Source organism: Streptomyces thioluteus (assembly GCF_039535865.1).
On the sequence record NZ_BAAAXZ010000037.1, the window covers coordinates 1 to 24,806 of the forward strand.

A 24,806-nucleotide genomic window follows, 5' to 3' on the forward strand; every position below is an offset into this window, starting at 1 on the left:
CACCGATCAGAGGACGGGGGTAGTGGTAAGCGGGGCGCAGATCGCTCACGGGTGCTCCCTCGCGATACCGCCGTACCGGATACCGACGAACGCAGGGCGGGACTGCCCCGCATCCGCCTCCCGTCTTTCGTCGGCGGTGGCCAGGCGCAGCTTGCGGGGGGTCCGCCTCCCACTCCCTTCCACCGCGCGGGGGCCGGAGTTGAACGTTCGGCCCCTCACGCCCCATCACGACGCCGACCCGGTCGGAGCGCTCATCCACAACAAGCGTGCCGTTCGGGGGTGCATCCCGTTGCTCAGCCATGACCGTGATCATCCTGCTGGGGCTGTGTGCCGACTAGCGGCCCCGTGCAGGCCGGGTGTCGGCCAGACTGAGGGCATGCCGGGGAACGTTGGGGCCAACATCAAGCGGTTGCGCGAACAGCGCGGGTGGAGCCAGGCACGGTTGGCACGAGAGGTCTGCCGTGTTGCCGGTGTCCAGGGCGATCCTGTCGGCCGCCAGGAAGTCAGCAGGTGGGAGACGGGGAAACGGAAGCCCCGTGAGTGGTTGCCGTTCATCACTACGGCCCTTGGGGTGCCCGTGGAAGCGCTCAGGGAGTCGCTGGAGCCCGTAGAGCCACCCCCGCCGTCGCTGGCCGACTACTTGCCCGAGGGTGACCCACTCGCCCCGCTCAGCGCCCGTGAGGGGCGACGCGTCGGAGTGGACGCCGTGGCCGACTTACAACAGCGCGTACATGGACTCAGGCTCGCCGACGACGTGATCGCCGGAAGGGACTTGCTGCGCCCCGCACTGCGCGAACTCCGCTCTGCTGTACGGCTTTTCCGAGAGGGCACCCATACGGAAGTCGTGGGCCGATCACTGCTGCAAGCCATCGGGGAGTTGGCGCAGATCGCCGGATGGATCGCGAGTGATGCCGGACAGCACGCGGAAGCCGAACGGATCTACCGCCTCGGCCTGTCGGCAGCACACACGGCGGAAGACACGACGCTGGCGGGCAACTTGTTGGGCTCGCTGGCCTACCAGCGGACGAACACGGGGGACGTACGGGAAGGGCTCCACATGGCTCGCGCGGCCCTGGAGAACGCCGCCGGAGCACCACCACGGGCACGTGCTCTCTACCTTGACCGTGTGGCATGGGCGCATACCAAGGCCGGGGAAGACCAGGCAGCCATGCGGGCCGTCAGGGAAGCCGGCGAGGCGCTGACGGGGCACGGCGGGGAGGACGAGCCCGGTTACCTCTACTGGGTGGATGCCGGAGAGCTACAGGTCATGGAGTCGCGCGTCTACACGGAGCTGCGTCGCCCGCTCCGGGCCGTCCCCGATGCTCCGAGGTGTACTCAGCCGGTACGACGCCACGCACACCCGGGAACTTGCGCTCTATCTGTCGTGGCTCGTCGTTGCTCTGGCGGATGCCAACGAGCCGGAGGAAGCGGCGGCGACGGCAGAACGCATGATCGCCTTGTCCGCCGACGTGGCCAGCGAGCGGACAGCGGAAAGAACCAGAGTCGTACTTGCGCGGCTGGGAGAGTTCCGGGACGTGCCCGAGGTGCGTGCCGTACTGGAGAGTGTTGCGTAGGCGCCGGCTCCCGAACCCGTACACGGACGGGACTGCCATCACGTTCCGGCCCCCAAGCGGGGCACTCCAGAACGTCTGAGCACGAGGGAGTGCACACGTGCCGAACGAACGCTTACGCGATCTCGGACGAGAGTACGGAGCTCCGTTTCGTGGCTCCCGGGGAAATCAGCTCGCTCCCCATGCACCACACCCAACGGCTACGCCTTCAGCACTTCCTGGAGCATCGGCCCGCGCCCTTTCTGGGGTAGCCCCCGCCTGAGTACAGCTACTCATGCGCGCGGTGCGGGAGATGGAGCACACTCCGTCGCATGTCGTCGTCACTTCCCAAAGCCCCGCCGGTCGTGGTTCCGCACGAGGTCGACACCGGCCGACGGAGCGGGCTGCCGTGGTACGCCGATCTGCCCATCGCCCTCTTCCTGCTGGCTCTGGAGATCGTCGCGGGGGTCGTCCTCGTCCTCGTCATGTTCGCCGAGGCCGTGGTCAACGACCTGGGAAACGGAGACCAGCACACCCCTCCGATGGACATGGACGGCCCGTTGCGGACCTTCGCGACCGTGGTCGCCTCGTGCGCCGTCCTGATCGTCGTGGCGGCCGCCTTCGGCCGAGCGTGGATCACCGTCACGACTCAGGCCGTTGCCGTGGTCGCCGCCTGCTCCGTGGCGTTGACGGGGGCAGGATACGCGTCCGGGGGCGTGGCATCGACTCGGGCGGTTCAAGCGGAACTTGAGGCACCCATTTTGCCGTCCCTTTAACTGTGAAGAGAACACACATCCGCGCCACGCGCCTCGTCGCCACCACCGCCGCCCTCGGGCTGGCCCTCACCTGCGGGACCGCCGAGGCGGCCGCCGGGAAGCCCTCGAAGGAGCCCCAGGGCAGCCTTACGCAGTACACGCTCTCGCCGGGACTGTTGAAGATCACCGGTGGGCGCACGGCCGGGAATCCGACGCAGGTGCACGGGGTGCTGGGGATGCCCAAGGGGAAGGGGCCGCACCCCGTGGTCGTGGTGATGCACGGGGCGCATCCCAACTGTGTGACCGCCGGGAAGACGGACGCCGTCGTCCGGAAGCCCGTCAAGGCCGCCTGGCCGCTGGTCTGCGCCGCGCCCGGCAAGAAGGAGAAGGTCGGCCCCGACTATCTGCGGCAGGACGCCGGGCTCTCGCACGTCGTGGAGGCGCTGACGCGCAAGGGGTTCGTCGCCGTGTCGATCGACGTCGTCTCGCCGGAGATCTGGTGGGGCGGGGAGACGGACCCCGGCAAGGGGTACACGGATCTCGTCGACGCGCATCTGAGGCTGCTCGCCGATCTCAACAAGGGCGTCAACCATGGGTTGAGGATCCCTGGCCTCAAGGGGCGGATCGATACGTCACGGGTCGGGATGGTGGGGCACAGCCGGGGCGGCGGGTATGTGCTGTCCCAGAAGGCGGCCCAGCGGAAGGGGCTGTTCGGGGCCGTGGCGATCGAGCCCGCCGAGAACGTCGAGAAGGCGACGCACAAGGTGCCCGTGCTCAACGTCCGTGGCGCGTGCGACGAGGACACCGGGCCGGAGGCCGGGCTCGCGACGGTGAAGGGGCTGGCCAGGTCCGGACGGACCAAGGTCGCCGCCGATGTGCTGCTCGCCGGCACCGGGCACGCCATGCTCAACACCAACCTCGCACCCACCGACAAGGACGGAGGCGTGGGCGGGTGCAAGCGCGCCAAGGTGGCGAAGCCCGCCGCCGCCCGCGCCCAGGTCGCCCAGCTGACCGCCGCGTTCCTGGAGCAGGCGCTGCACAAGGCGGGTACCTACCGGCTGCCCGCCGTCAAGGGCCTCGCACCCAAGGGGGGCAACCTCCGCAAGGGCGGGCCGGTGATCGGCTTCCGGGAGGCGCGTCAGGAGACGTTCACCGATCCGCTCAGGATCCGGGAGAGCGTCTCCAAGGAGCGGCTGCTGCCCGCCATCCCCAAGGGGCTGAAGGTCAACAAGGTGCCCGACGACGGGATCTAGAGGGAGCCCAGGCCCAGCACCCGGTTGCGCAGCGCCGGGAACTCCTTCCGGGTGCGGGCCACCCGGTCCATGTCGAGGTCCAGGCGGAGGATCTCCTCGCCGGCCCCCGCCTCCGCCAGCACCTCGCCCCAGGGGTCCACGACGATGCTGTGCCCGGCCTGCTCCACACCGCCGTTGGTGCCGGCCGTGCCGACGGCCAGGACGTACGCCTGGTCCTCGACGGCCCGGGCCCGCGCCAGCAGCGTCCAGTGGGCGCGGCGCGCCGCGGGCCAGCCGGCGGGGATGACGAGGGTCTCGGCGCCCGCGTCCACCAGTGCCCGGAAGAGTTCGGGGAAGCGCAGGTCGTAGCAGGTCGCCAGGCCGATGACGGTCTCCGGCAGCTCCGCGGTGACGACCTCCCGGCCGGCGCTCATCAGCACGGCCTCGCCCTGGTCGAAGCCGAAGAGGTGGATCTTCCGATAGGTGCGGGCGAGCTCTCCCCCGGGGGTGAAGAGGAGCGAGGTGTTGAACAGGCCCTCGTCACCGGCCTGTTCGATGATCGAGCCGGCGTGCAGCCACACGCCCGCGTCGCGCGCCGCGGCCGACATCAGCCGCGCCGTGGGGCCGTCGGTCGGTGATTCGGCCTCCCCGGGGAGGAAGTCGGCGCACGCGAAGGCGCCCGTGGTCCACATTTCGGGGAGGACGACCAGGTCACTGCCGCTCTCGGCGCGGACGAGCCCGGCCGCGCGCTCGCGCCGCTCGTCCGGCGACTCCGCCGCGTCGACGGCCAGCTGGATCAGGGAGACGCGCACAGCTACCACCACTTTCCGCCCGTGAAACCTCTGCCGGGTTGCCCTTGCGCAGCGTAACTTAAGAGTCCCAGACCGCACTTGCCCCGCGCACGTACGCAGCACGTACGCACCGGACGACGAGGGAACACGTGACCGTCCACCCCAGCCTTCAGCCGGCGATCGACGCCTGGACCCATTCCATCGAAGCGATCAACGAGTTGGTGAGACCACTCGCCGAGGGCGACTGGAACCGGCCGACGGACTGCCCGGGCTGGTCCGTGCGCGATGTGGTCTCGCACGTCATCGGGGTCGAGAGCGAGATGCTGGGCGAACCGCGGCCGATCCACACCCTGCCGCGCGATCTCTACCACGTCACCGACGAGTTCTCGCGCTACATCGAGGTGCAGGTGGACGTGCGGCGCTGCCACACGGCGTTGGAGATGACCTCGGAGCTGGAGCTCACGATCATCCGCCGGTCGCGGCAGCTGCGCGGCGAGACCCGCTCCCCGCGCGCGCCGGTGCGCTGGCCGCTCGGCTCGGGGAACGAGCAGACGCTCGAACGGGCGTTGACCGTGCGGGCCTTCGACGTCTGGGTGCACGAGCAGGACCTGCGCCGGGCGCTGGGCGTGCCCGGCAACCTGGACGCGCCCGGCGCGCTGGTCGCGCGGGACGTGCTGGTCGCCGGGCTGCCCAAGGTGGTGGCCGGGAGGGCGGGGGCCCCGGCGGGTTCGGCGGTGGTCGTGGACGTGCACGGGCCGGTGGAGTTCCTGCGGACCGTACGGGTGGACGGCGCGGGCCGTGGCTCGGTGGACTCCAGCGTCTCGCTGGGCCCGGTGGTGACGCTGGCGACGGACTGGGAGACGTACGTCCGGCTGGCCTGCGGGCGGGTACGGCCGGAGGCGGTGGACGGCCGGGTCACGGTGGAGGGCGAGCCGGAGCTGGCGGCGGCGATACTGCGGGAGTTCGCCGTCACGCCGTAGCGCGGGGGCGCGGGGGCGCTGCCGCGGTCGCCCCGAACATGGCTGTACCGTCGCGCCGTCGCCCCGGAACGTGCCGTGTCGTTCGCGGCCACGACCGCCGTCCGGCCGCCGTCCCGCAGCGCCCTCGGCGGTCGAGCCGCGACCGCCTCAGGGCGATACCGGTACGTGCACCGTCTCCACCCGCGACGCCACGATCCGTTCCTGCTCGCGTCGTTGGGCCCGGCCGCGCAGCCGCAGGATCTGGGCCAGGCCCACCGCCTGGAGGGCGAAGACCGAGGCGAAGGCGGCCCGGTAGTCCTCCCCGGTGGAGTCCAGGATCAGCCCGATGGCCAGCAGGGTCGTGATGGAGGCGGTGAAGCCGCCCATGTTGACGATGCCGGACGCCGTGCCCTGCCGCTCCGGCGGGTTGGCGGGGCGGGCGAAGTCGAAGCCGATCATCGAGGCGGGGCCGCAGGCGCCGAGCACCGAACACAGCGTGATCAGCAGCCACATCGGGGCGTGCGGCCCGGGCCAGGCGAGGGCCGCGGCCCACAGCAGGGCGGTGGCGGCGACCGTGCCCAGGGCGAGCGGCAGCCGGGCGGCGTGGTGACGGCCGATGATCTGGCCGTAGACGAGGCCGACGGCCATGTTCACCAGCACGACGAGGGTGAGGAGTTCGCCCGCGGTGCCCCGGTCCAGGCCCTCGGCCTCGACCAGGAACGGCATGCCCCACAGCAGCAGGAAGACCATGGCCGGGAACTGGGTGGTGAAGTGCACCCACAGGCCGAGCCGGGTGCCGGGCTCGCGCCAGGCGAGGGCGATCTGGCGGCGGACGTAGCCGGCGCCGGGGTGCGGGCCGGGCTCCGGTTCGTACCCCCGGGGGTGGTCCTGGAGGAAGACCACGAGCAGGACGAGGACGACGAGTCCGGCCGCGGCGCTGCCCGCGAAGGTGGCGGTCCAGCCGTGGGTGTGCAGCAGCTGGGCGAGGACGAGGGTGGAGACCAGGTTGCCGGCCATCCCGAACAGGGCCGCCACCTGGGCGATCATCGGGCCGTGCCGGGCGGGGAACCAGCGGGCTCCCAGCCGCAGGACGCTGATGAAGGTCATCGCGTCGCCGCAGCCCAGCAGGGCGCGGGCGGCCAGCGCGCCCGAGTAGGAGTGGGAGAGCGCGAAGCCGAGCTGCCCGGCGGTGAACAGCAGCACACCGAGGGCGAGCACCTTCTTGGTGCCGAGCCGGTCGACCATCAGGCCGACGGGTATCTGCATCCCGGCGTAGACGAGCAGCTGGAGTATGGAGAAGGTGGACAGCGCCGAGGAGTTGATGTGGAACCGCTCGGCGGCGTCGATGCCGGCCACGCCCAGGCTGGTGCGGAAGACGATGGCGACGAAGTAGACGGCGACGCCGATGCCCCAGACGGCGGCCGCCCGCCGGCCGCCGGGCGGGTCACCGGGCAGGGCCGTGGCCGGGGAGCTCATCGGACGTCCCCCTGGGCGAGGTTGCGCACCCAGCCCACGTGCCGGTCGACGACGGCGACCGCCGCGGCCGCGTCGCCGGAGCGCAGGGCCTCGAGGATCTCGGTGTGCTCGGCGATGTTCTTGGCGATCCGGTCGGGGTGGGCGTGCATGGCCGCCACCCCCATCCTCAGCTGGCGGTCGCGCAGTTGGTCGTAGAGGCGGGAGAGGATCTGGTTGCCGGCGCTGCGGACGATCTCGGCGTGGAAGGCGCGGTCGCTGACCGAGACGGCGGCCAGATCGCCCTCGGCGGCCTGCCGCCGCATGTCCTCGACGAGCTCCTCCAGCCTGCTGATCAGCGCGGGGGCGGCCGGTACCGCCTTGGCCGCCGCGTGCTTCTCCACCAGCAGCCGGGTCTCCACCACATCCGCGATCTCCTGGGCGGACACGGCCAGCACGAGCGCCCCCTTCTTGGGGTAGAGCTTGAGCAGTCCTTCACCCTCCAGCCGCAGCAGCGCCTCCCGCACCGGGGTGCGCGACACCCCGACGGCCTCGGCGAGCCCGCCCTCGGTGAGCAGCGTCCCCCCGGCGTAACGCCGGTGCAGGACCCCGTCCTTGACGTGCGCGTAGACGCGCTCGGCGGCGGGGGGCTGTCTGACCTGTGCGGACACGGAGGAGGTAGGCATGCGCACAGCATAGATACAAGACAGATGCTTGATGAGGGCGTGTCCGCGATCCGGACGGTCGGTGGTACGTACCGCCCGTGGACGTGGGTGGACGCTCAGTCGGTCAGCGGGGTGATGAACACAAAGCGCAGGTCCGGGCGTTGTATCGGCAGCAGGACATGGGTGGTCACCCGGATCTCGGCGTGGTCGTGGTACGGCAGGCACAGCCGGAAGACGTGCCCGTCGCGGTGCTCGACGACGTCGTGCTCCTCGGCCCAGATGCGCCGGCAGGCGGCGTCGGAGTCCAGCACCTCGCGCACCAGGGACCGCAGTTCGGGGTTGTCGGGGTTGCTGTTGGCGGCGACGCGGAGCATCGCGAGGTAGGCCCGGGCGCAGCTGTTCTCCCAGTCGAGCATCTGCTCGCGGGCCTCGGGGTGGAGCAGCGCCCACCGCATCAGATTGGCTCCGGGGCGCAGGACCCAGGGGAACCACTCGCCCATGAGGCCGTTGGAGGCGACGACGTTCCAGGCCACGTCGGAGAGGTAGGCCGGGTACGTGGTCTGCTGGACGAGCAGGTCCCTTACGCCCTGCGGGAGTTCGCGGACGGCGGTGCGCAGGCCGGGCGGGCGGCGGCCGCAGACCGCGAGGAAGAGGGTGAGCGTCTCGGCCTCGCTCAGCCGCAGCGCGGCGGCGACGCGGAGCAGGAAGCCCTCGGAGAAGTCGCGCCGGCGGCCGGCCTCCAGGGCGCGGTACCAGCCCTCGCTGACGCCGGTCAGCCGGGCGACGTGCTTCTGGGAGAGCAGCCGGCCCGGGCGGGGCTGGGCCCAGCGCAGTTCGGGGACGGTGCGGGCGTCCACGCGGGAGCGCCAGGCCCGGAGCAGACGGCTGATGGACTCGCCGTCGCGCATCTCATCCACCGGGAGCCTCACATTCCGACACTGCAAGTGTCGGTCAATCTTAAGTAAATTGCCCTACACGGGCCATTCCACCCTCTGGCGGGGGAAATGTCCGAGGCCGCTCACGCCTGTGTGGAGGGCCCGGATGCCGGGCTCCACACCGGAGGGGGGTGGGGAGCCGGACATCCGGGCCCTCTGCGCCATGTGCGCCGGCCCACGGCCGTTGCTCTTGCCTCAAGCGCCGGACGGGCCGATTTTCAGCCCGTCCGGCGCTTGAGGACAGCGCGCGCAGCGTGCTGCTGCGGAAACGGGGAAAGGGCGGGGGTGGGGAACAACTACCCCCAGGTCAGCAGCCGCTTCGGACGCTCCAGCACCGCCGCCGTATCCGCCAGCACCTTCGAGCCCAGCTCGCCGTCCACCAGGCGGTGGTCGAACGACAGCGCCAGCGTCGTGACGTGCCGCGGCTTGACCTCGCCCTTGTGCACCCACGGCTGAAGCTTGATCGCGCCGACGGCCAGGATCGCGGATTCGCCCGGGTTGAGGATGGGCGTACCGGTGTCCACGCCGAAGACGCCGACGTTGGTGATCGTCACCGTGCCGCCGGACATGTCCGCCGGGCTCGTCCTCCCCTCGCGCGCCGTGCTCACCAGGTCGCCGAGCGCCTTCGAGAGCTCCGGGAGCGTCTTGGCCTGGGCGTCCTTGATGTTGGGGACGATCAGGCCGCGCGGCGTCGCGGCGGCGATGCCGAGGTTGACGTAGTCCTTGCGGACGATCTCCTGGTTCTCCTCGTCCCAGGCCGCGTTGACGTCCGGGTTCCGCCGGATCGCCACCAGCAGCGCCTTGGCCACCAGCAGCAGCGGGTTGACGCGCAGCCCGGCCATGTCCGGGTCGGCCTTCAGCTTCTGGACGAGCTTCATCGTGCGGGTCACGTCGACGGTGATGAACTCCGTGACGTGCGGCGCGGTGAAGGCGCTGGCGACCATGGCCTGCGCGGTGGCCTTGCGGACGCCCTTGACCGGGATGCGGGTCTCCCTCGCGACGGCCACGGCGGCAGCGGGGGCCGCGGGTACCGCAAGGGTCTCGGGCTCGGCCGGAGCGGCCGGCGCGGCGACCGCCTGCGCGGCGGCGTGCACGTCGTCCCGGGTGACGACCCCGCCGGGCCCGGTGGGCGCGACGGCGGCCAGGTCGATGCCGAGGTCCTTGGCCAGCTTGCGGACGGGCGGCTTGGCCAGCGGGCGCTCCGCTCCGGCACCGGCGGAGCCGACGACGGCCGGTGCGGGGGCGGCGGGCGCCGGTGCGGGGGCGGCGGGCGCCGGTGCGGGGGCCGCGTGCCCGTTCAACTCGGCCTGCACCGCCGCCGCGTACGCGGCCTTCGGCGCGGACTCCGCCGGGGCCTTGCGCGGCCGGCGCTTGGTCGAGGACGGCGCCGCGCCGTACCCGACCAGGACGGCCTGGCGGCCCTGCGGCTCCTCCTCCGGGGCGGCGGGAGCGGCCGGAGCGGCAGCCGCGACCGGCCCCGCCCCCGGCTGCGTGTCGACCGAGATGATCGACGTACCGACGTCGACCGTCGTCCCCTCCTCGAAGCGCAGCTCGTGCACCACGCCGTCGAAGGGGATCGGCAGCTCCACGGCCGCCTTGGCGGTCTCGACCTCGCAGACCACCTGCCCGTCGGAGACGGTGTCCCCGACGGCCACGTACCACTTGAGGATCTCGGCCTCGGTGAGACCCTCGCCCACGTCGGGCATCTTGAACTCGCGGAAGCGCTCCGTGCTCGCAGTCATCGTCACGACTCTCCTCAGCCCTCAGTACGCAAGCGAGCGGTCTACGGCGTCGAGTACCCGGTCCAGTCCGGGAAGGTACTCGTCCTCGAGCCGCGACGGCGGGTAGGGGGCGTGGTAGCCGCCGACCCGCAGGACGGGGGCCTCCAGGTGGTAGAAGCAGCGTTCGGTGATCCGGGCCGCGATCTCGGCGCCGGAGCCGAAGAAGACCGGGGCCTCGTGGACCACGACGAGCCGGCGGGTGCGCTCGACGGACGCCTGAATCGCGTCGAAGTCGATCGGCGAGATCGACCGGAGGTCGAGGACCTCCAGCGACCTGCCCTCCTCCTCGGCCGCCGCGGCGGCCTCCAGACAGGTCTTGACCATGGGCCCGTACGCGGCCAGCGTCAGGTCCGTGCCGGCGCGCACCGTACGGGCGGTGTGCAGCGGGCCCGGGGTCGCGTCGGTGTCGACCTCGGAGCGGTCGTGGTAACGCCGCTTGGGCTCGAAGTAGATGACCGGGTCGTCGCTCTCGATCGCCTGCTGGAGCATCCAGTACGCGTCGGAGGCGTTGGCCGGGCTGACCACCTTCAGGCCCGCGACGTGCGCGAACAGCGACTCGGGGGACTCGCTGTGGTGCTCGACGGCGCCGATGGCCCCGCCGTAGGGAATGCGGATGACGACCGGCAGCTTGATCTTGCCGAGCGCGCGGGCGTGCATCTTGGCGAGCTGGGTGACGATCTGGTCGTACGCGGGGAAGACGAACCCGTCGAACTGGATCTCCACCACCGGCCGGTAGCCGCGCAGCGCCAGGCCGATCGCGGTGCCGACGATGCCGGACTCGGCGAGCGGGGTGTCGATGACGCGGTCCTCGCCGAAGTCCTTCTGCAGGCCGTCGGTGACCCGGAAGACGCCGCCGAGCTTGCCGACGTCCTCGCCCATCACCAGGACCTTGGGGTCGGACTCCAGCGCCGTGCGCAGCGAGGCGTTGATCGCCTTGGAGATCGAGAGCTTCTCGGTGGCCATCAGTTGCTCTCCTCGTCCGCGAACTGCGCCTGGTAGGCGGCGAACTGCGCGCGCTCCTCGTCGACCAGGGCGTGGCCGTCGGCGTAGATGTTCTCGAAGATCGCCGTGTCCTCGGGGTCCGGCATGGTGCGGACCCGGTCGCGGACGCGCTTGGCGAGGGCGTCGCTCTCGGCCTCCAGTGCGGCGAAGAACTCCTCGTCGGCGTGTCCCTCGCGCTCCAGGTGGCGGCGCAGGCGCAGGATCGGGTCCTTGGCCTCCCAGGCCTCCCGCTCCTCGTCCCGGCGGTACTTCGTCGGGTCGTCGGAGGTGGTGTGGGCGCCCATCCGGTAGGTGAACGCCTCGACGAGCATGGGCCCCTGGCCGGTGCGGGCGCGCTCCAGGGCGGCCTTGGTGACCGCGAGGCAGGCCAGCACGTCGTTGCCGTCGACGCGCACGCCGGGGAAGCCGTAGCCCTGGGCGCGGCGGTAGAGCGGGACGCGGGTCTGCTTCTCGGTGGGCTCGGAGATGGCCCACTGGTTGTTCTGGCAGAAGAACACCACGGGGGCGTTGTAGACCGCGGCGAAGGTGAACGCCTCGGCCACGTCGCCCTGGCTGGACGCGCCGTCGCCGAAGTAGGCGATGACGGCGGAGTCGGCGCCGTCCTTGGCGACGCCCATCGCGTAGCCGGTGGCGTGCAGCGCCTGGGAGCCGATCACGATCGTGTACAGGTGGAAGTTGTTCTCGTTGGGGTCCCAGCCACCGTGGTTGACGCCGCGGAACATCCCGAGGAGATTCGTCGGGTCCACCCCGCGGCACCAGGCGACGCCGTGCTCGCGGTAGGTCGGGAAGACGTAGTCGTCGGCACGGGTGGCCCGGCCGGAGCCGATCTGCGCGGCCTCCTGGCCCAGCAGGGAGGCCCACAGGCCCAGTTCGCCCTGACGCTGGAGGGTGGTGGCCTCGCCGTCGAAGCGGCGGGTCAGCACCATGTCGCGGTACAGGCCGCGCAGTTCCTCGGGCGTCACGTCGATGGCGTAGTCGGGGTGCTCCACCCGCTCGCCCTCGGGCGTCAGCAGCTGTACGAGCTCCGGCTGGTCCGGCCCGCCGGCCGGCTTCTTCGCACCGGCGCGTTTGCCGCCGCGCGGCTTCCGCGCGGCGGGGCTGTCCACGGTCACGTGTGCTCCTCCGTCTGTCCGGCCCCCGGGGTCGCCGGTGGCCGTAGGGGGTCCCCCCCGCCGTGGGGCTGGGGGATGCTCGCCCGCTTCCCGACGGCACACGGGGTGGGTGTGCCGAGGCCGAACCGGGCGCGACAGGCGCCCCGGCGAATGGCCTGCAATAGGCACGTTACCCAGTACCCGGCATTCCTGCGAAACCCTGTCTGACCTGCGATTTTGCTTGGATTTCCAAGTAAATGCAGAAAGGGACGCAGCGGTACTGGTCAGAGCCTTGCGAGCCTCCCCCGCCTGAGCGGAGTTACCGCCGGAACGACCGCACGTTATCCCGGAGGACAAGAGCAGGGGAAGACTCGATGTGTGAGACTGACACTGTGCGCGAACAAGGAAAAATCACGGTATTTCTGCTTGACGACCACGAGGTGGTAAGGCGCGGCGTCCACGAGATGCTCTCCGTGGAGGAGGACATCGAAGTGGTCGGCGAAGCCGGTACCGCCGCCGACGCGCTGGTCCGCATTCCCGCCACCCGGCCCGACGTCGCGGTTCTGGACGTTCGCCTTCCGGATGGCAGTGGTGTCGAAGTATGCCGTGAGATCCGCGCCCAGGACGAGGGCATCAAATGCCTGATGCTCACCTCGTTCGCCGACGACGAGGCGCTTTTCGACGCGATCATGGCCGGGGCCTCGGGTTATGTCCTGAAGGCCATTCGCGGCAATGAGCTGCTGTCCGCCGTGCGCGACGTCGCCGCCGGAAAGTCGCTGCTCGACCCGGTCGCGACCGCCCGGGTGCTGGAGCGGCTGCGCGACGGCAAGGACCCCAAGGGCGACAACAAGCTCGCCTCCCTCACCGACCAGGAGCGCCGCATCCTGGACCTGATCGGGGAGGGCCTGACCAACCGCGTGATCGGCGAGCGGCTGCACCTCGCCGAGAAGACCATCAAGAACTACGTCTCCAGCCTGCTGTCCAAGCTGGGCATGGAGCGCCGCTCCCAGGCCGCGGCGTACGTCGCCCGGCTCCAGGCCGAGAAGCGCTGACCGTACGATCCGTACGACCGGCGGGGCCGTCCGCCGGCGGGAGCCGTCCGTTTAGGGACCAACGTCCCGTCCGCGACGGGGCGGGTGGCTCTACGTGCACCGTGGGTAACGGTGCAGAGTAAGCCCCATGCCTTCAGACGAGTACCGAGCGCTCGAACTGCTCGACCGCGCCCCCTACGGGCGGCTCTCCGTGACCATGCGCGCGCTCCCGTTCGTCATCACCACCCGGCACATCGTCTCCGACGGCAAGGTCCTGATCCGGCTGCACGGCGGCTACGGCTACGGCCGCGCCTGCGACGGCTCGGTCGTCGCCTACAACGCCGACAACTTCGGCGACCGGGAGGAGGGCGACGAGAACGTCTGGCACATCCAACTCATGGGCACCGCCCGTACGTTCGTACCCGACGCGGCCGAACTCCCGCGCTTCGGCCCCGCCCCCCGCACCGCCGACGACGGACCCTTCATCCCCGAATACCTGTGCATAGAACCGCAGTTCATCACCCTGCACCACCTCGAAGGCGTACCCACGCGGGCCGCCGCGCACGCTTCGTGAACTAACATTTGGGGCGTGCCGCGCTCAGTTGTCCACCACGCACCGCCCCACGCCCCACCCCCCGACGGCGCCCTGCGCACCCTGCTGCGCCGCTACCGGCAGGCGGGCGAGCCCGTCTCGTGCGAACCGCTCACCGAGGGCCTGCTGAACCGGGGTTACCGGCTCTCCACCAGCCGCGGCCGCTTCTTCCTCAAACACCATCTCGACGGCGACCCGGACGCCATCGCCCGCCAGCACGCCGCCACGCTCCGGCTGGGCGCGCTCGGGCTGCCGGTCGCGCCGCCCGTCGCCGACGACGAGGGGTCCACCGTCGCCGTCCTCGGCGGCCGCTGCTACGCCCTGCACCCGTGGGTCGAGGGCCACCACCGCGACGGGGGCGAGCTGACCGAGGCCCAGTCCCGGCGGCTGGGCGGGCTCCTGGGCCGGGTGCACGTGAGCCTGGAGACGGTGATGGAGGGCGAGAGCCCCGAGGACGCCCCCCAGGGCCCCCAGGAGGCCGCCACGGGCCGCTCCCCCGCCCCCGACGCCGCGGCCGACCCCGAGGACACCTACGCGCTCATCGAGGAGCTGCTCGTCCTGGTCCGCCGCCGGCCCCGCGACGCCTTCGACGAACTCGCCGAACACCGGCTCGTCGAGCGCCGCGCCCTGCTGGAACAGCACGCCCACCGCCGCCCGCCGGCCGCCGCGACGCCCGCCCGGGGCTGGGTGCACGGCGACTTCCACCCGCTCAACCTGCTCTACCGGGGCGCCGAGCCCGCCGCGATCATCGACTGGGACCGGCTGGGCGTCCGGCCCCGCGCCGAGGAGGCCGTCCGGGCGGCCGTGATCTTCTTCCTGCGGCCCGACGGCACACTGGACTTCACGAAGATACGGCCCTACGCGCGGGCCTACCGGCGCAGCACGGACGCCGGGCCCGCGGAGCTGGCGGCGGCGGTGCACCGGGTGTGGTGGGAGCGGCTCAACGACTTCTGGATGCTGCGCTGGCGCTACCAGCTCGGAGACCACCGCGCCGACCCCGGTTTCCCGGCGTCGGCGGCGTTGGCGGTGTGGTGGACGCGCGCGTACGAGGACGTACGCGCCGCGTTCACGGACTGACGTCCGTCGTCAGGGCTCAGGGGGTGGTGTGGCCCTGGGTCGTCTGACCCTGGGTCGTCTGCCCCTGCGTGGTCTGCCCCTGGGTCGTCTGACCCTGCGTGGTCTGCCCCTGCGTGGTCTGCCCCTGGGTCGTCTGACCCTGCGTGGTCTGCCCCTGCGTGGTCTGCCCCTGGGTCGTCTGCCCCTGCGTGGTCTGCCCCTGGGTCGTCTGACCCTGGTTGGTGCCCGGCTTGTCGTCGCCGGTCGGGTTGGTGGTCGGCTCCTTGCTCGGTTCCTTGCTGGGCTCGTTGGTCGGCTCCTGCGACTGGCGGTTGCGGTGCCGGGTGTTGCCCGAGTAGTCGCCCTCGTCGCCGGAGTTGTCGCCCGTCGTGCCGTTCCGCTCGGGAACGGGCTGGGACTCCTTGTCCTTCGGAGTCGCCGAGGAGGCGTCGGGGGAGCCGGGGGTGGAGGGACCGGTGGAGGGGGTCTCCTTGGTCTTCTCGTCCGCGGAGCCCGTCTTGCCCTGCGGCAGCATCACGTACGCGGCCACCGCGACCGTCGCCACGATCACCACCGCGATGAAGATCCACAGCTTGCTGTTGCCGCCCCGGCCGCGCCCGGCCGGCTCGTAGTCGTCGTCGCCGGCGCCGCCGACGCCCTGCGGCAGGATCCGCTGCGGGGAGGTGTCGCCGTGCTGCGGGTGCGGCATCGCGGTGGTCTGGCCCATGGCCGCCGCGCCCAGCATCTGCGTGGCCGCGGTGGCCGCCGCCACCGGGCCGGTGTCCCAGGCGCCGGTGTGGCCGCCCGCGTCGTGCAGCATCTGCAGGCTGTACTGGACCAGCCCGCGCATCTCCTCGGCGCTCTGGAACCGGTCGTCGGGGTCCTTGGCCAGCGAGCGCATGACGAGCCCGTCGAGCTCCGGCGGGACGCTGCCCAGCACCGTCGACGGCGGGATCGGATTGTCCTGAACGTGCTGGTACACCACGGAAAGCGGCGTCTCGCCGGTGAACGGCGGGCGCAGCGCCAGGAGTTCGTAGAGCAGGCAGCCGGTGGCGTAGAGGTCCGAGCGGGCGTCCACGGTCTTGCCGAGGGCCTGTTCGGGCGAGAGGTACTGCGGGGTGCCCATGACCATGCCCGTCTGGGTCATGGTCGACTGCGCGCCGTGCAGGGCGCGGGCGATGCCGAAGTCCATCACCTTGACGGCGCCGTTGTTGGTGATGATGACGTTGGCGGGCTTGATGTCGCGGTGCACGATGCCGTGCTGGTGGCTGTAGGCCAGCGCGTCCAGCACGCCCGAGACGATGATCAGCGCCTGCTCGGGCGGCGGGGCCTCGGCGTTGAGCAACAGGTCACGGATCGTACGGCCTTCAACCAGCTCCATGACGATGTACGGCACGGTGCTGTGGCCGTTGATGTCCTCGCCGGAGTCGTAGACGGCCACCACCGCGTGGTGGTTCAGCCCGGCGACGGACTGTGCCTCGCGGGTGAAGCGGGCCTTGGAGACCGGGTCCTCGGCGAGGTCGGCGCGGAGCAGCTTGACCGCGACCGTACGGCCGAGGCGCACGTCCTCGGCGGCGAAGACCTCGGCCATACCGCCGCGGCCGAGCCGGTGGGTGAGGCGGTAGCGGCCGTCTCCGACCATGCCGCCATTACCCCACATCTCCGGCACATCGGGCATTCCGCCCCCGGTGGCGTCAGGGTCGGACGGACCCTGGGCGCTCTGCGTCTGTGCCATCAGTCCTCGCCGTCATGTCTGGCCGCTCGCGTGGGGGCCTGAACCTTGGGGCAGTGCTCACGCAACGCCCGGGGCAGTACCTCGGGGCAATACGAAGCAATGCAGTTCTTCCGCTAGGCACGCTACAGGTTCCGGGGTGCGCACCGGTCGGGGATGGACCGGCAATCAAACCCGCAGCGGGCCGCGCAAGGCAAATTCCGTGACGGCTTGTCGCGCATCCGGTCACGGAACGGGCACGTGGCTTGACGTGCCCGTGGCCTGGGGCACACTTGGCCGGGTTACGTGTCCGGCCGGATGGATCTGGCTGGATCAGACCTTTGAGCCGGGCCCCGATTCGGCTCGGCGATGGGGGAAACAGGAGCATGAGCCAGGACGGCGCACAGGGCCGGTACGCGGGACGGGCCGTCGGCGGCGGCCGCTACCAGCTGCGCGACCTGCTCGGCGAGGGCGGCATGGCCTCCGTGCACCTCGCCTACGACTCGGTGCTGGACCGCCAGGTGGCGATCAAGACCCTGCACACCGAGCTGGGCCGCGAGTCGTCCTTCCGCGAGCGCTTCCGCCGCGAGGCACAGGCCGTGGCCAAGCTCACGCACACCAACATCGTCTCCGTCTTCGACACCGGCGAGGACGCGCTCGACGGCTCGACGATGCCGTACATCGTCATGGAGTACGTCGAGGGCAGGCCGCTGCGCTCCGTCCTCGACGCGGATGTGAAGCAGTACGGCGCGATGCCCGCCGCGAAGGCGCTGAAGATCACAGCCGATGTGCTGGCGGCGCTGGAGGTCAGCCACGAGGCGGGGCTGGTCCACCGGGACATCAAGCCGGGCAACGTGATGATGACCAAGCGCGATGTGGTCAAGGTCATGGACTTCGGCATCGCGCGCGCCATGCAGTCCGGCGTCACGTCGATGACCCAGACCGGCATGGTCGTCGGCACCCCGCAGTACCTCTCGCCCGAACAGGCGCTGGGGCGCGGGGTGGACGCGCGCTCCGACCTGTATTCGGTCGGCATCATGCTCTTCGAGCTGCTGACCGGGCGGCTGCCCTTCGACGCGGACTCGCCGCTGGCCATCGCGTACGCGCACGTCCAGGAGGAGCCGGTCGCGCCCTCCACGATCAACCGCTCGATCCCGCCGGCGGTGGACGCGCTGGTCGCCCGCGCGCTGAAGAAGAACCCGAACGAGCGCTTCCCGTCCGCCGCCGCGATGCGCGACGAGTGCGCCCGCGTGGCCTCCACGGTGCACACCGCGCCCTCGCCGATGATCAGCGGCGACGCCCCGGCGCCGCGCAGCGGGGCGGGCGTCTCCTCGGCGGTCTTCCCGCCGGTGGACCAGCAGGCGGTCCCGGGCCCGGGCATCCAGTCCGTCCAGACCCCGTACCAGCCCCAGCCGCCTCAACAGCCCCAACAGCAGCCCTACGCGGCCTATCAGCCGCCGGCCCCCGCGTACTCCACGCCTCCCCCGTACCAGGCGCCTCCGGCCCCCACCCCTTCGGGCAAGGGCAACAAGCCGGTCATCGTCGGCTCGGCGATCGTCGCGGCCCTGGCCGTCGTCGCCGTGGTCGCGGTCGTCGTCCTCAAGGGCGGTTCGTCCGACGACGGTTCGAAGACCAGGGCGGACGAGCAGAAGACCGCGCAGACCTCGTCCCCGGCCCCGGCGGGCGGCACGGGCGGAACCGGCGGCGGCAGCACCGCCAACGAGAACAAGCACAAGGACGGCGACAAGGCCAGGGTCATCGAGGCCGAGCGGTGCACCAACGCCCGTGACAGCTTCCTGGACAAGTCCAAGAAGAGCATGCCCGACCTCCGCTGGGTCCACATCGACTCGGTGAAGTCCTGTCTCCAGGGCGCGAGTTGGAAGTACCGCGTGGACAAGCAGGACGAGAACACCTGGGGCAAGGGCACGGTGATGCAGCAGAGCCCGCAGCCCGGCGACGCGTTCGACCCCAAGAACACCACGATCGTCGTCACCGTCTCCACGGGCGACCCCGCCTCCTGACGGCGGACACCACGAAGGGCCGGAAGTCCCGCGGGACTTCCGGCCCTTCGTCAGCTCTCGCTACAGGTACGGCCCCGAGCGCGCCCCGCCCTGCGGGTGGCCGCCGTCGTGGTCCTCGTCGCCGACACCCGCCGGGAGGGCACGGCGCATCTGCTCCAGCTGGGCGCGGGCCGCCATCTGCTGGGCGAACAGCGCCGTCTGAATGCCGTGGAAGAGCCCCTCCAGCCAGCCGACCAGCTGGGCCTGGGCGATGCGCAGTTCGGCCTCGGTGGGGATGGTGTCGTCGGTGAACGGGAGCGAGAGGCGCTCCAGTTCCTCCACGAGCTCGGGGGCGAGCCCGTCCTCCAGCTCCTTGACGGAGCTGTGGTGGATATCCTTCAGCCGGACACGGCTCGCCTCGTCCAGAGGAGCCGCCCGTACCTCCTCCAGCAGCTGCTTGATCATGCTGCCGATGCGCATGACCTTCGCGGGCTGTTCGACCTGCTCCGTCACGGGCACCTCGCGCGACTCGTCGTCACCGGCCCCGCCGCCGGGGCCAGCGCTGCCGAGAGCCATTCCGTCCGGGCCTACGACCAGGACGTGCGGGCTCTCCTGCGACCGTTCGTTCCTCGGCATATCCATGCCGCCATTCTCTCGCACAGGTGATTTCCCCCAGGTGATGCCCCTGTATGCGGCTGATCCACCCGGGCGGGACGGTCCGGCTTTCAGCGGCGGCGCAGACGCAGGCCGAGGAAGCCGATCCCGAGGCCGGTGAGCGCCAGCCCGGTGCCGAGCGGCAGGACGCGCATCACGTGCTCCGGCGGCGGGGCGGACGTGCCGCCGTGCCCCGCCGCCCGGCCCTCCGCCCGCACGGGCACGGGCGGCGGGGCGGGCGAGGACGGCGTGGGCGAGCGCGTGGGCGACGGCTGCGGCACGGGCGTGCCCGCCGCCTCGTCCACGGACTCCGGCGGCTCGGGCGGGACGGCGGCGGCCTCCGGCCAGTCCTCGCCCGCGAATCCCGGCGGCAGCTCCTCGTCCGGGTACTCCGCGGGCGGCCGCGAGGGTTCCGGGGCGCGTCCGGGGTGGGCGCGGCCCTGGCCCGCGACCGTCCCGGCGAGCCGCCCGGGGTCGGCGGGGGCCGACGGGGCGGGGGCGCGGGGCGCGGGCCGGGGGGACGGCCCGGGCCCGGCCCGCGCCGCACCCGGCGCCAGGGCGAGGACGGCCGCCAGCGTCAGCCCGGCCAGCGCGGCCGGGCGGGTTCCGGCGATCACCCCTCCACCGTCACACGGGGACGGGGCGGCGGCACGCGGGGCGGCGGCCGTCCGGGTGACCCGGCCGGTGGTTCGGACGGTTCAGCCCGTCGTGAGCAGCACCTTGCCCACGTGCGCGCTCTCCTCCACGATCCGGTGCGCCGCGGCCGCCTCCCGCAGCGGCAGGGCACGGTCCACGACCGGGCGCACGCGTCCGCCGGAGACCAGCGGCCACACGTGCTCGCGCACCGCCGCCACGATCGCCGTCTTCTCCGCGAGCGGCCGCGAGCGCAGCGTCGTCGCCATCACCGCGGCGCGCTTGGACAGCAGCTTGCCGAGGTCGAGTTCGGCCTTGCGGCCGCCCTGGAGGCCGATGACCGCCAGCCGGCCGTTGACGGCGAGGGCGTCCACGTTCCGCGCCAGGTACTTGGCGCCCATGATGTCGAGGATGACGTCCGCGCCCACGCCGCCAGTGACCTTGCGCAGTTCCTCGACGAAGTCCTGCTCGCGGTAGTCGATGAGGATGTCCGCGCCCAGCGCCCGGCAGCGTTCCAGCTTCTCCGTGCCGCCCGCGGTGACCGCCACCCGCGCGCCGACCGCCTTCGCCAGCTGGACGGCCATCGTGCCGATGCCGCTGCCGCCGCCGTGCACCAGCAGCGTCTCGCCGGGCCGCAGGTGGGCGAGCATGAAGACGTTGGACCAGACCGTCGCGGTGACCTCCGGCAGGGCCGCGGCCGACACCACGTCCAGCCCCTCGGGCACGGGCAGCAACTGGCCGACGGGGACGACGGCCTTCTCCGCGTACCCGCCGCCCGCCAGCAGCGCGCACACCTCGTCGCCGACCGCCCAGCCGCTCACCCCCGGGCCGAGCGCGACGATCCGGCCGGAGCACTCCAGGCCGGGGTACGGGGAGGCGCCGGGCGGCGGGTCGTAGAAGCCCTGGCGCTGCATCAGGTCGGCGCGGTTGACGGCCGTGGCGGCGACCTCGACCAGCACCTCTCCCTCGCCGGGCACGGGATCGGGTACCTCGGCCCAGACGAGCGCGTCGGGTCCGCCGGGTGTGGGGATGGTGATCGCATGCATGGCGCGAGGCTACTCCGCGCCGTTGCGTGTGGGCCGTTGCGTGTGCGCCGTTGCGTGCGCAACGGACAATCCGGCGGGATACGGGATCATGGAACCGTGCCGACTCCACCGACCGCCGCCGCCCCCGGCCCCCCGGACCGCGAACGGAACAGCACCCGGCGGCTGTTCCGCTCGCTCTGGCGCCGCACCCGGGCCGAGACCGAGGACGCCGAGGCCGTACGCGCCGTCGTCCTCCCGGTCCAGGACGTCACCGCGCCCCTGCGGCAGGTCATAAGGCGCCTGGTCATGGCCCTGCTCGTGCTGGCCCTGACCACCTGTGTGGTCTACCTCGACCGGGACGGCTACCACGACAACGCGGGCGGCCCGCTCAGCTTCCTGGACGCCGCCTACTACGCCACCGTCACCCTCTCCACCACCGGATACGGCGACATCACACCGGTGAGCGACGGGGCGCGGCTGATCAACATCTTCGTCGTCACGCCCCTGCGCGTACTGTTCCTGATCATTTTGGTCGGCACCACGCTGGAAGTGCTGACCGAGCGGACCCGCCAGCAGGTCCGCGTTCACCGTTGGAGGTCGCGGATGCGGGACCACACCGTCGTCATCGGCTACGGCACCAAGGGCCGGCACACGGTCGAGACGCTCATCGGCCAGGGCCGGCCGAAGGAGAGGATCGTCGTCGTGGACCCGCAGAAGAAGGCGGTGGACGCGGCGGCGGGCGACGGCCTCGTGGGCGTCCTCGGCGACGCGACCCGCTCCGAGACCCTGCGCCGCGCCGAACTCCAGAACGCCACCCAGGTCGTCATCACCACCCAGCGCGACGACACGGCCGCCCTGGTCACCCTCACCGCCCGCCAGCTCAACAAGCACGCCACGATCGTCGTCGCCGTCCGCGAGGACGAGAACGTCCCGCTGCTCCGCCAGAGCGGCGCCAACACGGTGGTCACCAGCTCCAGTTCGGCGGGCCGCATGCTCGGCATGTCGATGGTCAGCCCCTACGTGGGCAACGTCCTGGAGGACCTGCTGACCTACGGCCAGGGCCTGGACGTCGTCGAGCGCCCGGTCACCAAGTCGGAGGCGGGCCGCTCCCCGCGCGACTGCGCCGACCTCGTCGTGGCCGTTGTCCGCGGTCACCGCCTGCTCAACTACACGGACGCGGAGGCCCAGTCCCTCCACCTCACGGACCGGGTGATCACGATCCGGCAGGCGCCGGTGGCGACGCCTGCCGAGTAGGCGTCCGGCCGGCGAAGTCGGAAATGCGACAAGGGACTTGGGCCACCGTTCAGCCGATCGGCCCGCCTCCCGTCGCCGTCCACGGCAGGTCGAGGAGCGCGACCTGGCCGCGCGGGGTGTTGCCGCCCGGGGGGATCACCGCGATCGCGTCGGCCGCGGCCAGGCCGCGCAGCATCGCCGGGCCGTGGAAGCGCAGCGGCCGGGCGCCGTCGCCGCCGCGGAGGACGACCGGGACGAGACGGGTGTCGGACGGGTGGCTGGGGACCGGGCCGGAGAGGACGGCGCGGCGGAGGGCGGGGGCGGTTCGGGCGGAGAGGGTGCGCAGCAGCGGCTCGGCGAGGGTGAGCAGCCCGGCGACGGCGGCGAGCGGGTTGCCGGGGAGGCCGACGAGGTGGCGGCCCGGGGCCAGGCGGGCGAGCAGCATCGGGTGGCCGGGGCGGACCGCGACCCCGTCCACCAGCAGTTCGGCCTCGAGCCGGTCGAGGGCGGGGTGGAGGTGGTCCCGGGGGCCGGAGGCGGTGCCACCGGTGGTGATCACCAGGTCGGCGTCGGAGGCGGCGAGGGCGTCGTGCAGGGCGTCGGCGTCGTCGCCCAGGCGGGTCGTCCCCGCTTCCTCGGCGCCGAGGGCGCGCAGCCAGGGGCCGAGCATCGGGCCGAGGGCGTCCCGGATCCGGCCGTCGTGGGGCAGGCCCTCGTGGACGAGTTCGTCGCCGAGGACGAGGACCTCGACGCGGGGGCGGGCGGTGACGGACAGCTCGTCGTACCCGGCGGCCGCGGCCAGGCCGAGCACGGCGGGGGTGATCAGGCTGCCGCCGGGCAGCAGTTCGTCGCCCCGGCCGCACTCCTGGCCGCGCGGGCGGATGTCCTGGCCCTGGCCGACCCGGCGGGTGGCGTGCAGCTCGCCCTCGTCGGACACGTCGCCGTGCTCGCTGCGGATCACCGCGGTCGCCCCGGGCGGCACCTGTGCGCCGGTGGCGATCGGTACGGCGTGGCCGTCGCGCAACGGCTCGGTCCCGGCGTGACCTGCGACGATGCCGGTTTCGTCGGCGGGCAGGCGCCAGGGTCCGGGGCCGGCGACGGCCCAGCCGTCCATGGCGGCGGTGTCGAACGACGGCAGGTCGGTGAGCGCGGTGAGGGGAGCGGCGAGGGTCCGGCCGAGCACCTCGCCGAGGGGGCGGTCGGTGGCGGGCAGGGGTTCGGCCGCACCGGCGGCGATGCCGCCGGCGGTGGCCCAGGAGGTGTGACGGGTGGGCCGTCTGCCGTCGCCGTCGCCCCCGCCGCCGGAGGTGGCGGGGCGGTGGGGGGCGGTCCCGTCGGCGTCGCGGGGGCGGGCGGGGCGCCGGTCGGCCGGCTGCCGCTCGGCCCGCTGCCGGTCGCGGCGGGGTGCGCCCTGCGCGCCGGAGACGTCGCGGACCGTCCGCCAGATCTCGGTGAGGCCGTCGCCCCGGTCCCGGGCCCGGGGCACGTCGCCCGGCATGGGGTCGCCACCCGGCGCGCCCCGGTGGTCGTAGAAGCTCACGCCGTCGAACGGCACGTCCAGCGAGCCCGTTTCACGTGAAACAGCGGGTGCCGGCGCCGGGCCCGGCTCCTCCGTGAAGGGGTCCTCGAACGGGAGGTACCCCCCGTCCACCGGCCCCACGGACCGGCCGGGAGTCCCGTGGTCGCCCGCGAGGATGGCCAGGGCCTCGTCCGTGGCGCGGTCGAGGGCCGCCGCGTCCGCATCGCCGTCGCGGGGGCTCATGCGGGGGCCCCGGGGCCGTCGCCGTCCTCCTCCGCCCAGCGCGCGGCCAGCGCCGCCGCCTGACGGGCGGCCTTGGCGACCTCCTCGGGGCCGCCGCCGCGCAGGGCGGCCGCGTAGCCGACGAGGAAGGTCGTCAGGGGAGCGGCGGGGCGGGCCACGCCGTGGGCCGCGTCGCGGGCCAGGTCGAGGAGTCCGGCCCTGTCGACGTCGAGTTCTATGCCGAGTTCGGCCTTGACCGCGGCGATCCATTCATCCAGCACGGCCCTATCGTCCCTGATACGTGCGCGGGCCGCGCCGATGTCCTGCCAGGTGTCGCAGTCGAAGGACGCCTCGTGGTACGGGAGGCGCGCGAGGGACAGTTCGGTAGTGAGGAGACGCAAGGGAAGCCCGGTGAGCGTGCCGTGTTCCGTGGCGAGCAGGGCGATCTCGCGGCGGAGCGGCTCCGCCCGGTAGGCGGCGACGAGCGGCTGATCGCGGCCGTCGGCATCGGTGAGGAGGGCGCCCTCGGCGGCACCGGCATCGGCACCGGCCCCGCCCCCGGCCCCGGCGACGAGCGCCCGGACGACCGTCGCGTCGAGGAACGGCAGGTCGGCCGAGACGACGAGCACCGTCTCCGCGGTCGCGTGCCGCAGCCCGGCGTGGAGGGCGGCCAGCGGGCCGCCGCCGGGCGGCTGTTCGCGCGCCCAGACGACGGGCCGGACCGTGGGCCGGCGCGGCCCGACGACCACCGTCGTCGCCGCGCCGTCACACGCGCCGAGCACCCTGTCGAGCAGGGAGCGGCCGCCGACCCGCACCCCCGGCTTGTCCGCCCCGCCCAGCCGCCGGGCGGCTCCTCCGGCCAGGACCACCGCGTCGTACTGCGTTTCCGTCACCCGACGAGTATGCGTGCCGCCCCG

At 72.5% G+C, this 24,806-nt stretch carries 22 protein-coding genes and 1 pseudogene; 10 read left to right on the forward strand and 13 right to left on the reverse strand.

Translation table 11 applies throughout. From position 1 onward, the window contains the following. Nucleotides 1–376: 376 nt before the first annotated feature. The 4 genes and pseudogenes from ABD794_RS19280 to ABD794_RS05030 form a co-directional block, all read left to right on the forward strand. Nucleotides 377–1,279, forward strand: a pseudogene (locus ABD794_RS19280) (helix-turn-helix transcriptional regulator); the annotation flags it as partial. A gap of 40 nt (nucleotides 1,280–1,319) precedes the next feature. Next, nucleotides 1,320–1,574 (forward strand): hypothetical protein, encoded by a 255-nt coding sequence (locus ABD794_RS05020; RefSeq protein WP_344961118.1) that lies wholly within the window; start codon nucleotides 1,320–1,322, stop codon nucleotides 1,572–1,574. 308 nt (nucleotides 1,575–1,882) lie between these two features. After that, on the forward strand, nucleotides 1,883–2,326 hold the full coding sequence (locus ABD794_RS05025) for a DUF6234 family protein (RefSeq protein ID WP_344961074.1): 444 nt from the start codon (nucleotides 1,883–1,885) through the stop codon (nucleotides 2,324–2,326). A 2-nt stretch (nucleotides 2,327–2,328) separates the two neighbouring features. Then, entirely contained in the window at nucleotides 2,329–3,558 is a 1,230-nt protein-coding gene (locus ABD794_RS05030; RefSeq protein WP_344961075.1) for a dienelactone hydrolase family protein, read from the forward strand. Here ABD794_RS05030 and ABD794_RS05035 read toward each other — a convergent pair. Next, the gene (locus ABD794_RS05035; RefSeq protein ID WP_344961076.1) at nucleotides 3,555–4,349 is read right to left on the reverse strand and encodes a carbon-nitrogen family hydrolase; all 795 of its coding nucleotides are present in this window, start codon (nucleotides 4,347–4,349) and stop codon (nucleotides 3,555–3,557) included. The genes ABD794_RS05030 and ABD794_RS05035 overlap by 4 nt on opposite strands. A gap of 128 nt (nucleotides 4,350–4,477) precedes the next feature. Here ABD794_RS05035 and ABD794_RS05040 point away from each other — a divergent pair, with 128 nt between their 5' ends. Continuing rightward, nucleotides 4,478–5,308 (forward strand): maleylpyruvate isomerase family mycothiol-dependent enzyme, encoded by an 831-nt coding sequence (locus ABD794_RS05040; protein WP_344961077.1) that lies wholly within the window; start codon nucleotides 4,478–4,480, stop codon nucleotides 5,306–5,308. A 147-nt stretch (nucleotides 5,309–5,455) separates the two neighbouring features. Here the strand turns inward: ABD794_RS05040 and ABD794_RS05045 are convergent, their stop codons facing one another. The 6 genes from ABD794_RS05045 to pdhA all read right to left on the reverse strand — a co-directional run bounded on the left by ABD794_RS05045 (nucleotide 5,456) and on the right by pdhA (nucleotide 12,234). Then, nucleotides 5,456–6,763 carry an MFS transporter gene (locus ABD794_RS05045; RefSeq protein WP_344961078.1) on the reverse strand — a complete coding sequence of 436 codons (1,308 nt, stop codon included), beginning with the start codon at nucleotides 6,761–6,763 and terminating at the stop codon, nucleotides 5,456–5,458. Continuing rightward, a complete protein-coding gene (locus tag ABD794_RS05050) occupies nucleotides 6,760–7,425 on the reverse strand; it encodes a GntR family transcriptional regulator (RefSeq protein ID WP_344961079.1) in 666 nt (221 codons plus the stop codon). Before ABD794_RS05050 ends, ABD794_RS05045 begins: the two co-directional genes overlap by 4 nt. Nucleotides 7,426–7,520: 95 nt before the next feature. Beyond that, a complete protein-coding gene (locus ABD794_RS05055) occupies nucleotides 7,521–8,312 on the reverse strand; it encodes an MmyB family transcriptional regulator (RefSeq protein WP_344961115.1) in 792 nt (263 codons plus the stop codon). 323 nt (nucleotides 8,313–8,635) lie between these two features. After that, nucleotides 8,636–10,081: a dihydrolipoamide acetyltransferase family protein gene (locus ABD794_RS05060; protein WP_344961081.1), complete on the reverse strand. Its 1,446-nt coding sequence runs from the start codon at nucleotides 10,079–10,081 to the stop codon at nucleotides 8,636–8,638. Between the two features lie 21 nt (nucleotides 10,082–10,102). After that, entirely contained in the window at nucleotides 10,103–11,083 is a 981-nt protein-coding gene (locus ABD794_RS05065; protein ID WP_344961082.1) for an alpha-ketoacid dehydrogenase subunit beta, read from the reverse strand. Next, nucleotides 11,083–12,234 carry a pyruvate dehydrogenase (acetyl-transferring) E1 component subunit alpha gene (gene pdhA, locus ABD794_RS05070; protein ID WP_344961083.1) on the reverse strand — a complete coding sequence of 384 codons (1,152 nt, stop codon included), beginning with the start codon at nucleotides 12,232–12,234 and terminating at the stop codon, nucleotides 11,083–11,085. Before pdhA ends, ABD794_RS05065 begins: the two co-directional genes overlap by 1 nt. A gap of 371 nt (nucleotides 12,235–12,605) precedes the next feature. Between pdhA and ABD794_RS05075 the strand changes: the two genes are divergently transcribed. The 3 genes from ABD794_RS05075 to ABD794_RS05085 all read left to right on the forward strand — a co-directional run bounded on the left by ABD794_RS05075 (nucleotide 12,606) and on the right by ABD794_RS05085 (nucleotide 14,913). Then, complete coding sequence (locus ABD794_RS05075) at nucleotides 12,606–13,265, forward strand: response regulator (protein ID WP_344961084.1); 660 nt, start codon at nucleotides 12,606–12,608, stop codon at nucleotides 13,263–13,265. Between the two features lie 127 nt (nucleotides 13,266–13,392). Next, on the forward strand, nucleotides 13,393–13,818 hold the full coding sequence (locus ABD794_RS05080; RefSeq protein WP_344961085.1) for a pyridoxamine 5'-phosphate oxidase family protein: 426 nt from the start codon (nucleotides 13,393–13,395) through the stop codon (nucleotides 13,816–13,818). Nucleotides 13,819–13,833: 15 nt separating this feature from the next. Further along, nucleotides 13,834–14,913: a phosphotransferase gene (locus ABD794_RS05085; protein WP_344961086.1), complete on the forward strand. Its 1,080-nt coding sequence runs from the start codon at nucleotides 13,834–13,836 to the stop codon at nucleotides 14,911–14,913. Nucleotides 14,914–14,929: 16 nt separating this feature from the next. On the opposite strand, the gene ABD794_RS05090 is transcribed toward ABD794_RS05085, so the two are convergent. Beyond that, complete coding sequence (locus ABD794_RS05090) at nucleotides 14,930–16,627, reverse strand: protein kinase domain-containing protein (protein ID WP_344961087.1); 1,698 nt, start codon at nucleotides 16,625–16,627, stop codon at nucleotides 14,930–14,932. A gap of 362 nt (nucleotides 16,628–16,989) precedes the next feature. Here ABD794_RS05090 and ABD794_RS05095 point away from each other — a divergent pair, with 362 nt between their 5' ends. Next, nucleotides 16,990–18,624, forward strand: coding sequence for a Stk1 family PASTA domain-containing Ser/Thr kinase (locus ABD794_RS05095; RefSeq protein ID WP_344961088.1), 1,635 nt, complete (start codon nucleotides 16,990–16,992; stop codon nucleotides 18,622–18,624). A 60-nt stretch (nucleotides 18,625–18,684) separates the two neighbouring features. Here the strand turns inward: ABD794_RS05095 and ABD794_RS05100 are convergent, their stop codons facing one another. The 3 genes from ABD794_RS05100 to ABD794_RS05110 form a co-directional block, all read right to left on the reverse strand. Further along, a complete protein-coding gene (locus ABD794_RS05100; protein WP_344961089.1) occupies nucleotides 18,685–19,245 on the reverse strand; it encodes a bacterial proteasome activator family protein in 561 nt (186 codons plus the stop codon). Between the two features lie 83 nt (nucleotides 19,246–19,328). Next, nucleotides 19,329–19,874, reverse strand: a complete 546-nt coding sequence (locus ABD794_RS05105) for a hypothetical protein (protein WP_344961090.1) — start codon at nucleotides 19,872–19,874, stop codon at nucleotides 19,329–19,331. An 81-nt stretch (nucleotides 19,875–19,955) separates the two neighbouring features. Continuing rightward, the gene (locus tag ABD794_RS05110; protein WP_344961091.1) at nucleotides 19,956–20,936 is read right to left on the reverse strand and encodes an NAD(P)H-quinone oxidoreductase; all 981 of its coding nucleotides are present in this window, start codon (nucleotides 20,934–20,936) and stop codon (nucleotides 19,956–19,958) included. Between the two features lie 96 nt (nucleotides 20,937–21,032). Between ABD794_RS05110 and ABD794_RS05115 the strand changes: the two genes are divergently transcribed. After that, nucleotides 21,033–22,169 carry a potassium channel family protein gene (locus tag ABD794_RS05115; protein WP_425585925.1) on the forward strand — a complete coding sequence of 379 codons (1,137 nt, stop codon included), beginning with the start codon at nucleotides 21,033–21,035 and terminating at the stop codon, nucleotides 22,167–22,169. 49 nt (nucleotides 22,170–22,218) lie between these two features. On the opposite strand, the gene ABD794_RS05120 is transcribed toward ABD794_RS05115, so the two are convergent. Beyond that, a complete protein-coding gene (locus ABD794_RS05120; protein WP_344961092.1) occupies nucleotides 22,219–23,910 on the reverse strand; it encodes a molybdopterin molybdotransferase MoeA in 1,692 nt (563 codons plus the stop codon). Then, nucleotides 23,907–24,782 carry an NTP transferase domain-containing protein gene (locus ABD794_RS05125; RefSeq protein WP_344961093.1) on the reverse strand — a complete coding sequence of 292 codons (876 nt, stop codon included), beginning with the start codon at nucleotides 24,780–24,782 and terminating at the stop codon, nucleotides 23,907–23,909. Before ABD794_RS05125 ends, ABD794_RS05120 begins: the two co-directional genes overlap by 4 nt. Between the last annotated feature and the right edge of the window lie 24 nt (nucleotides 24,783–24,806).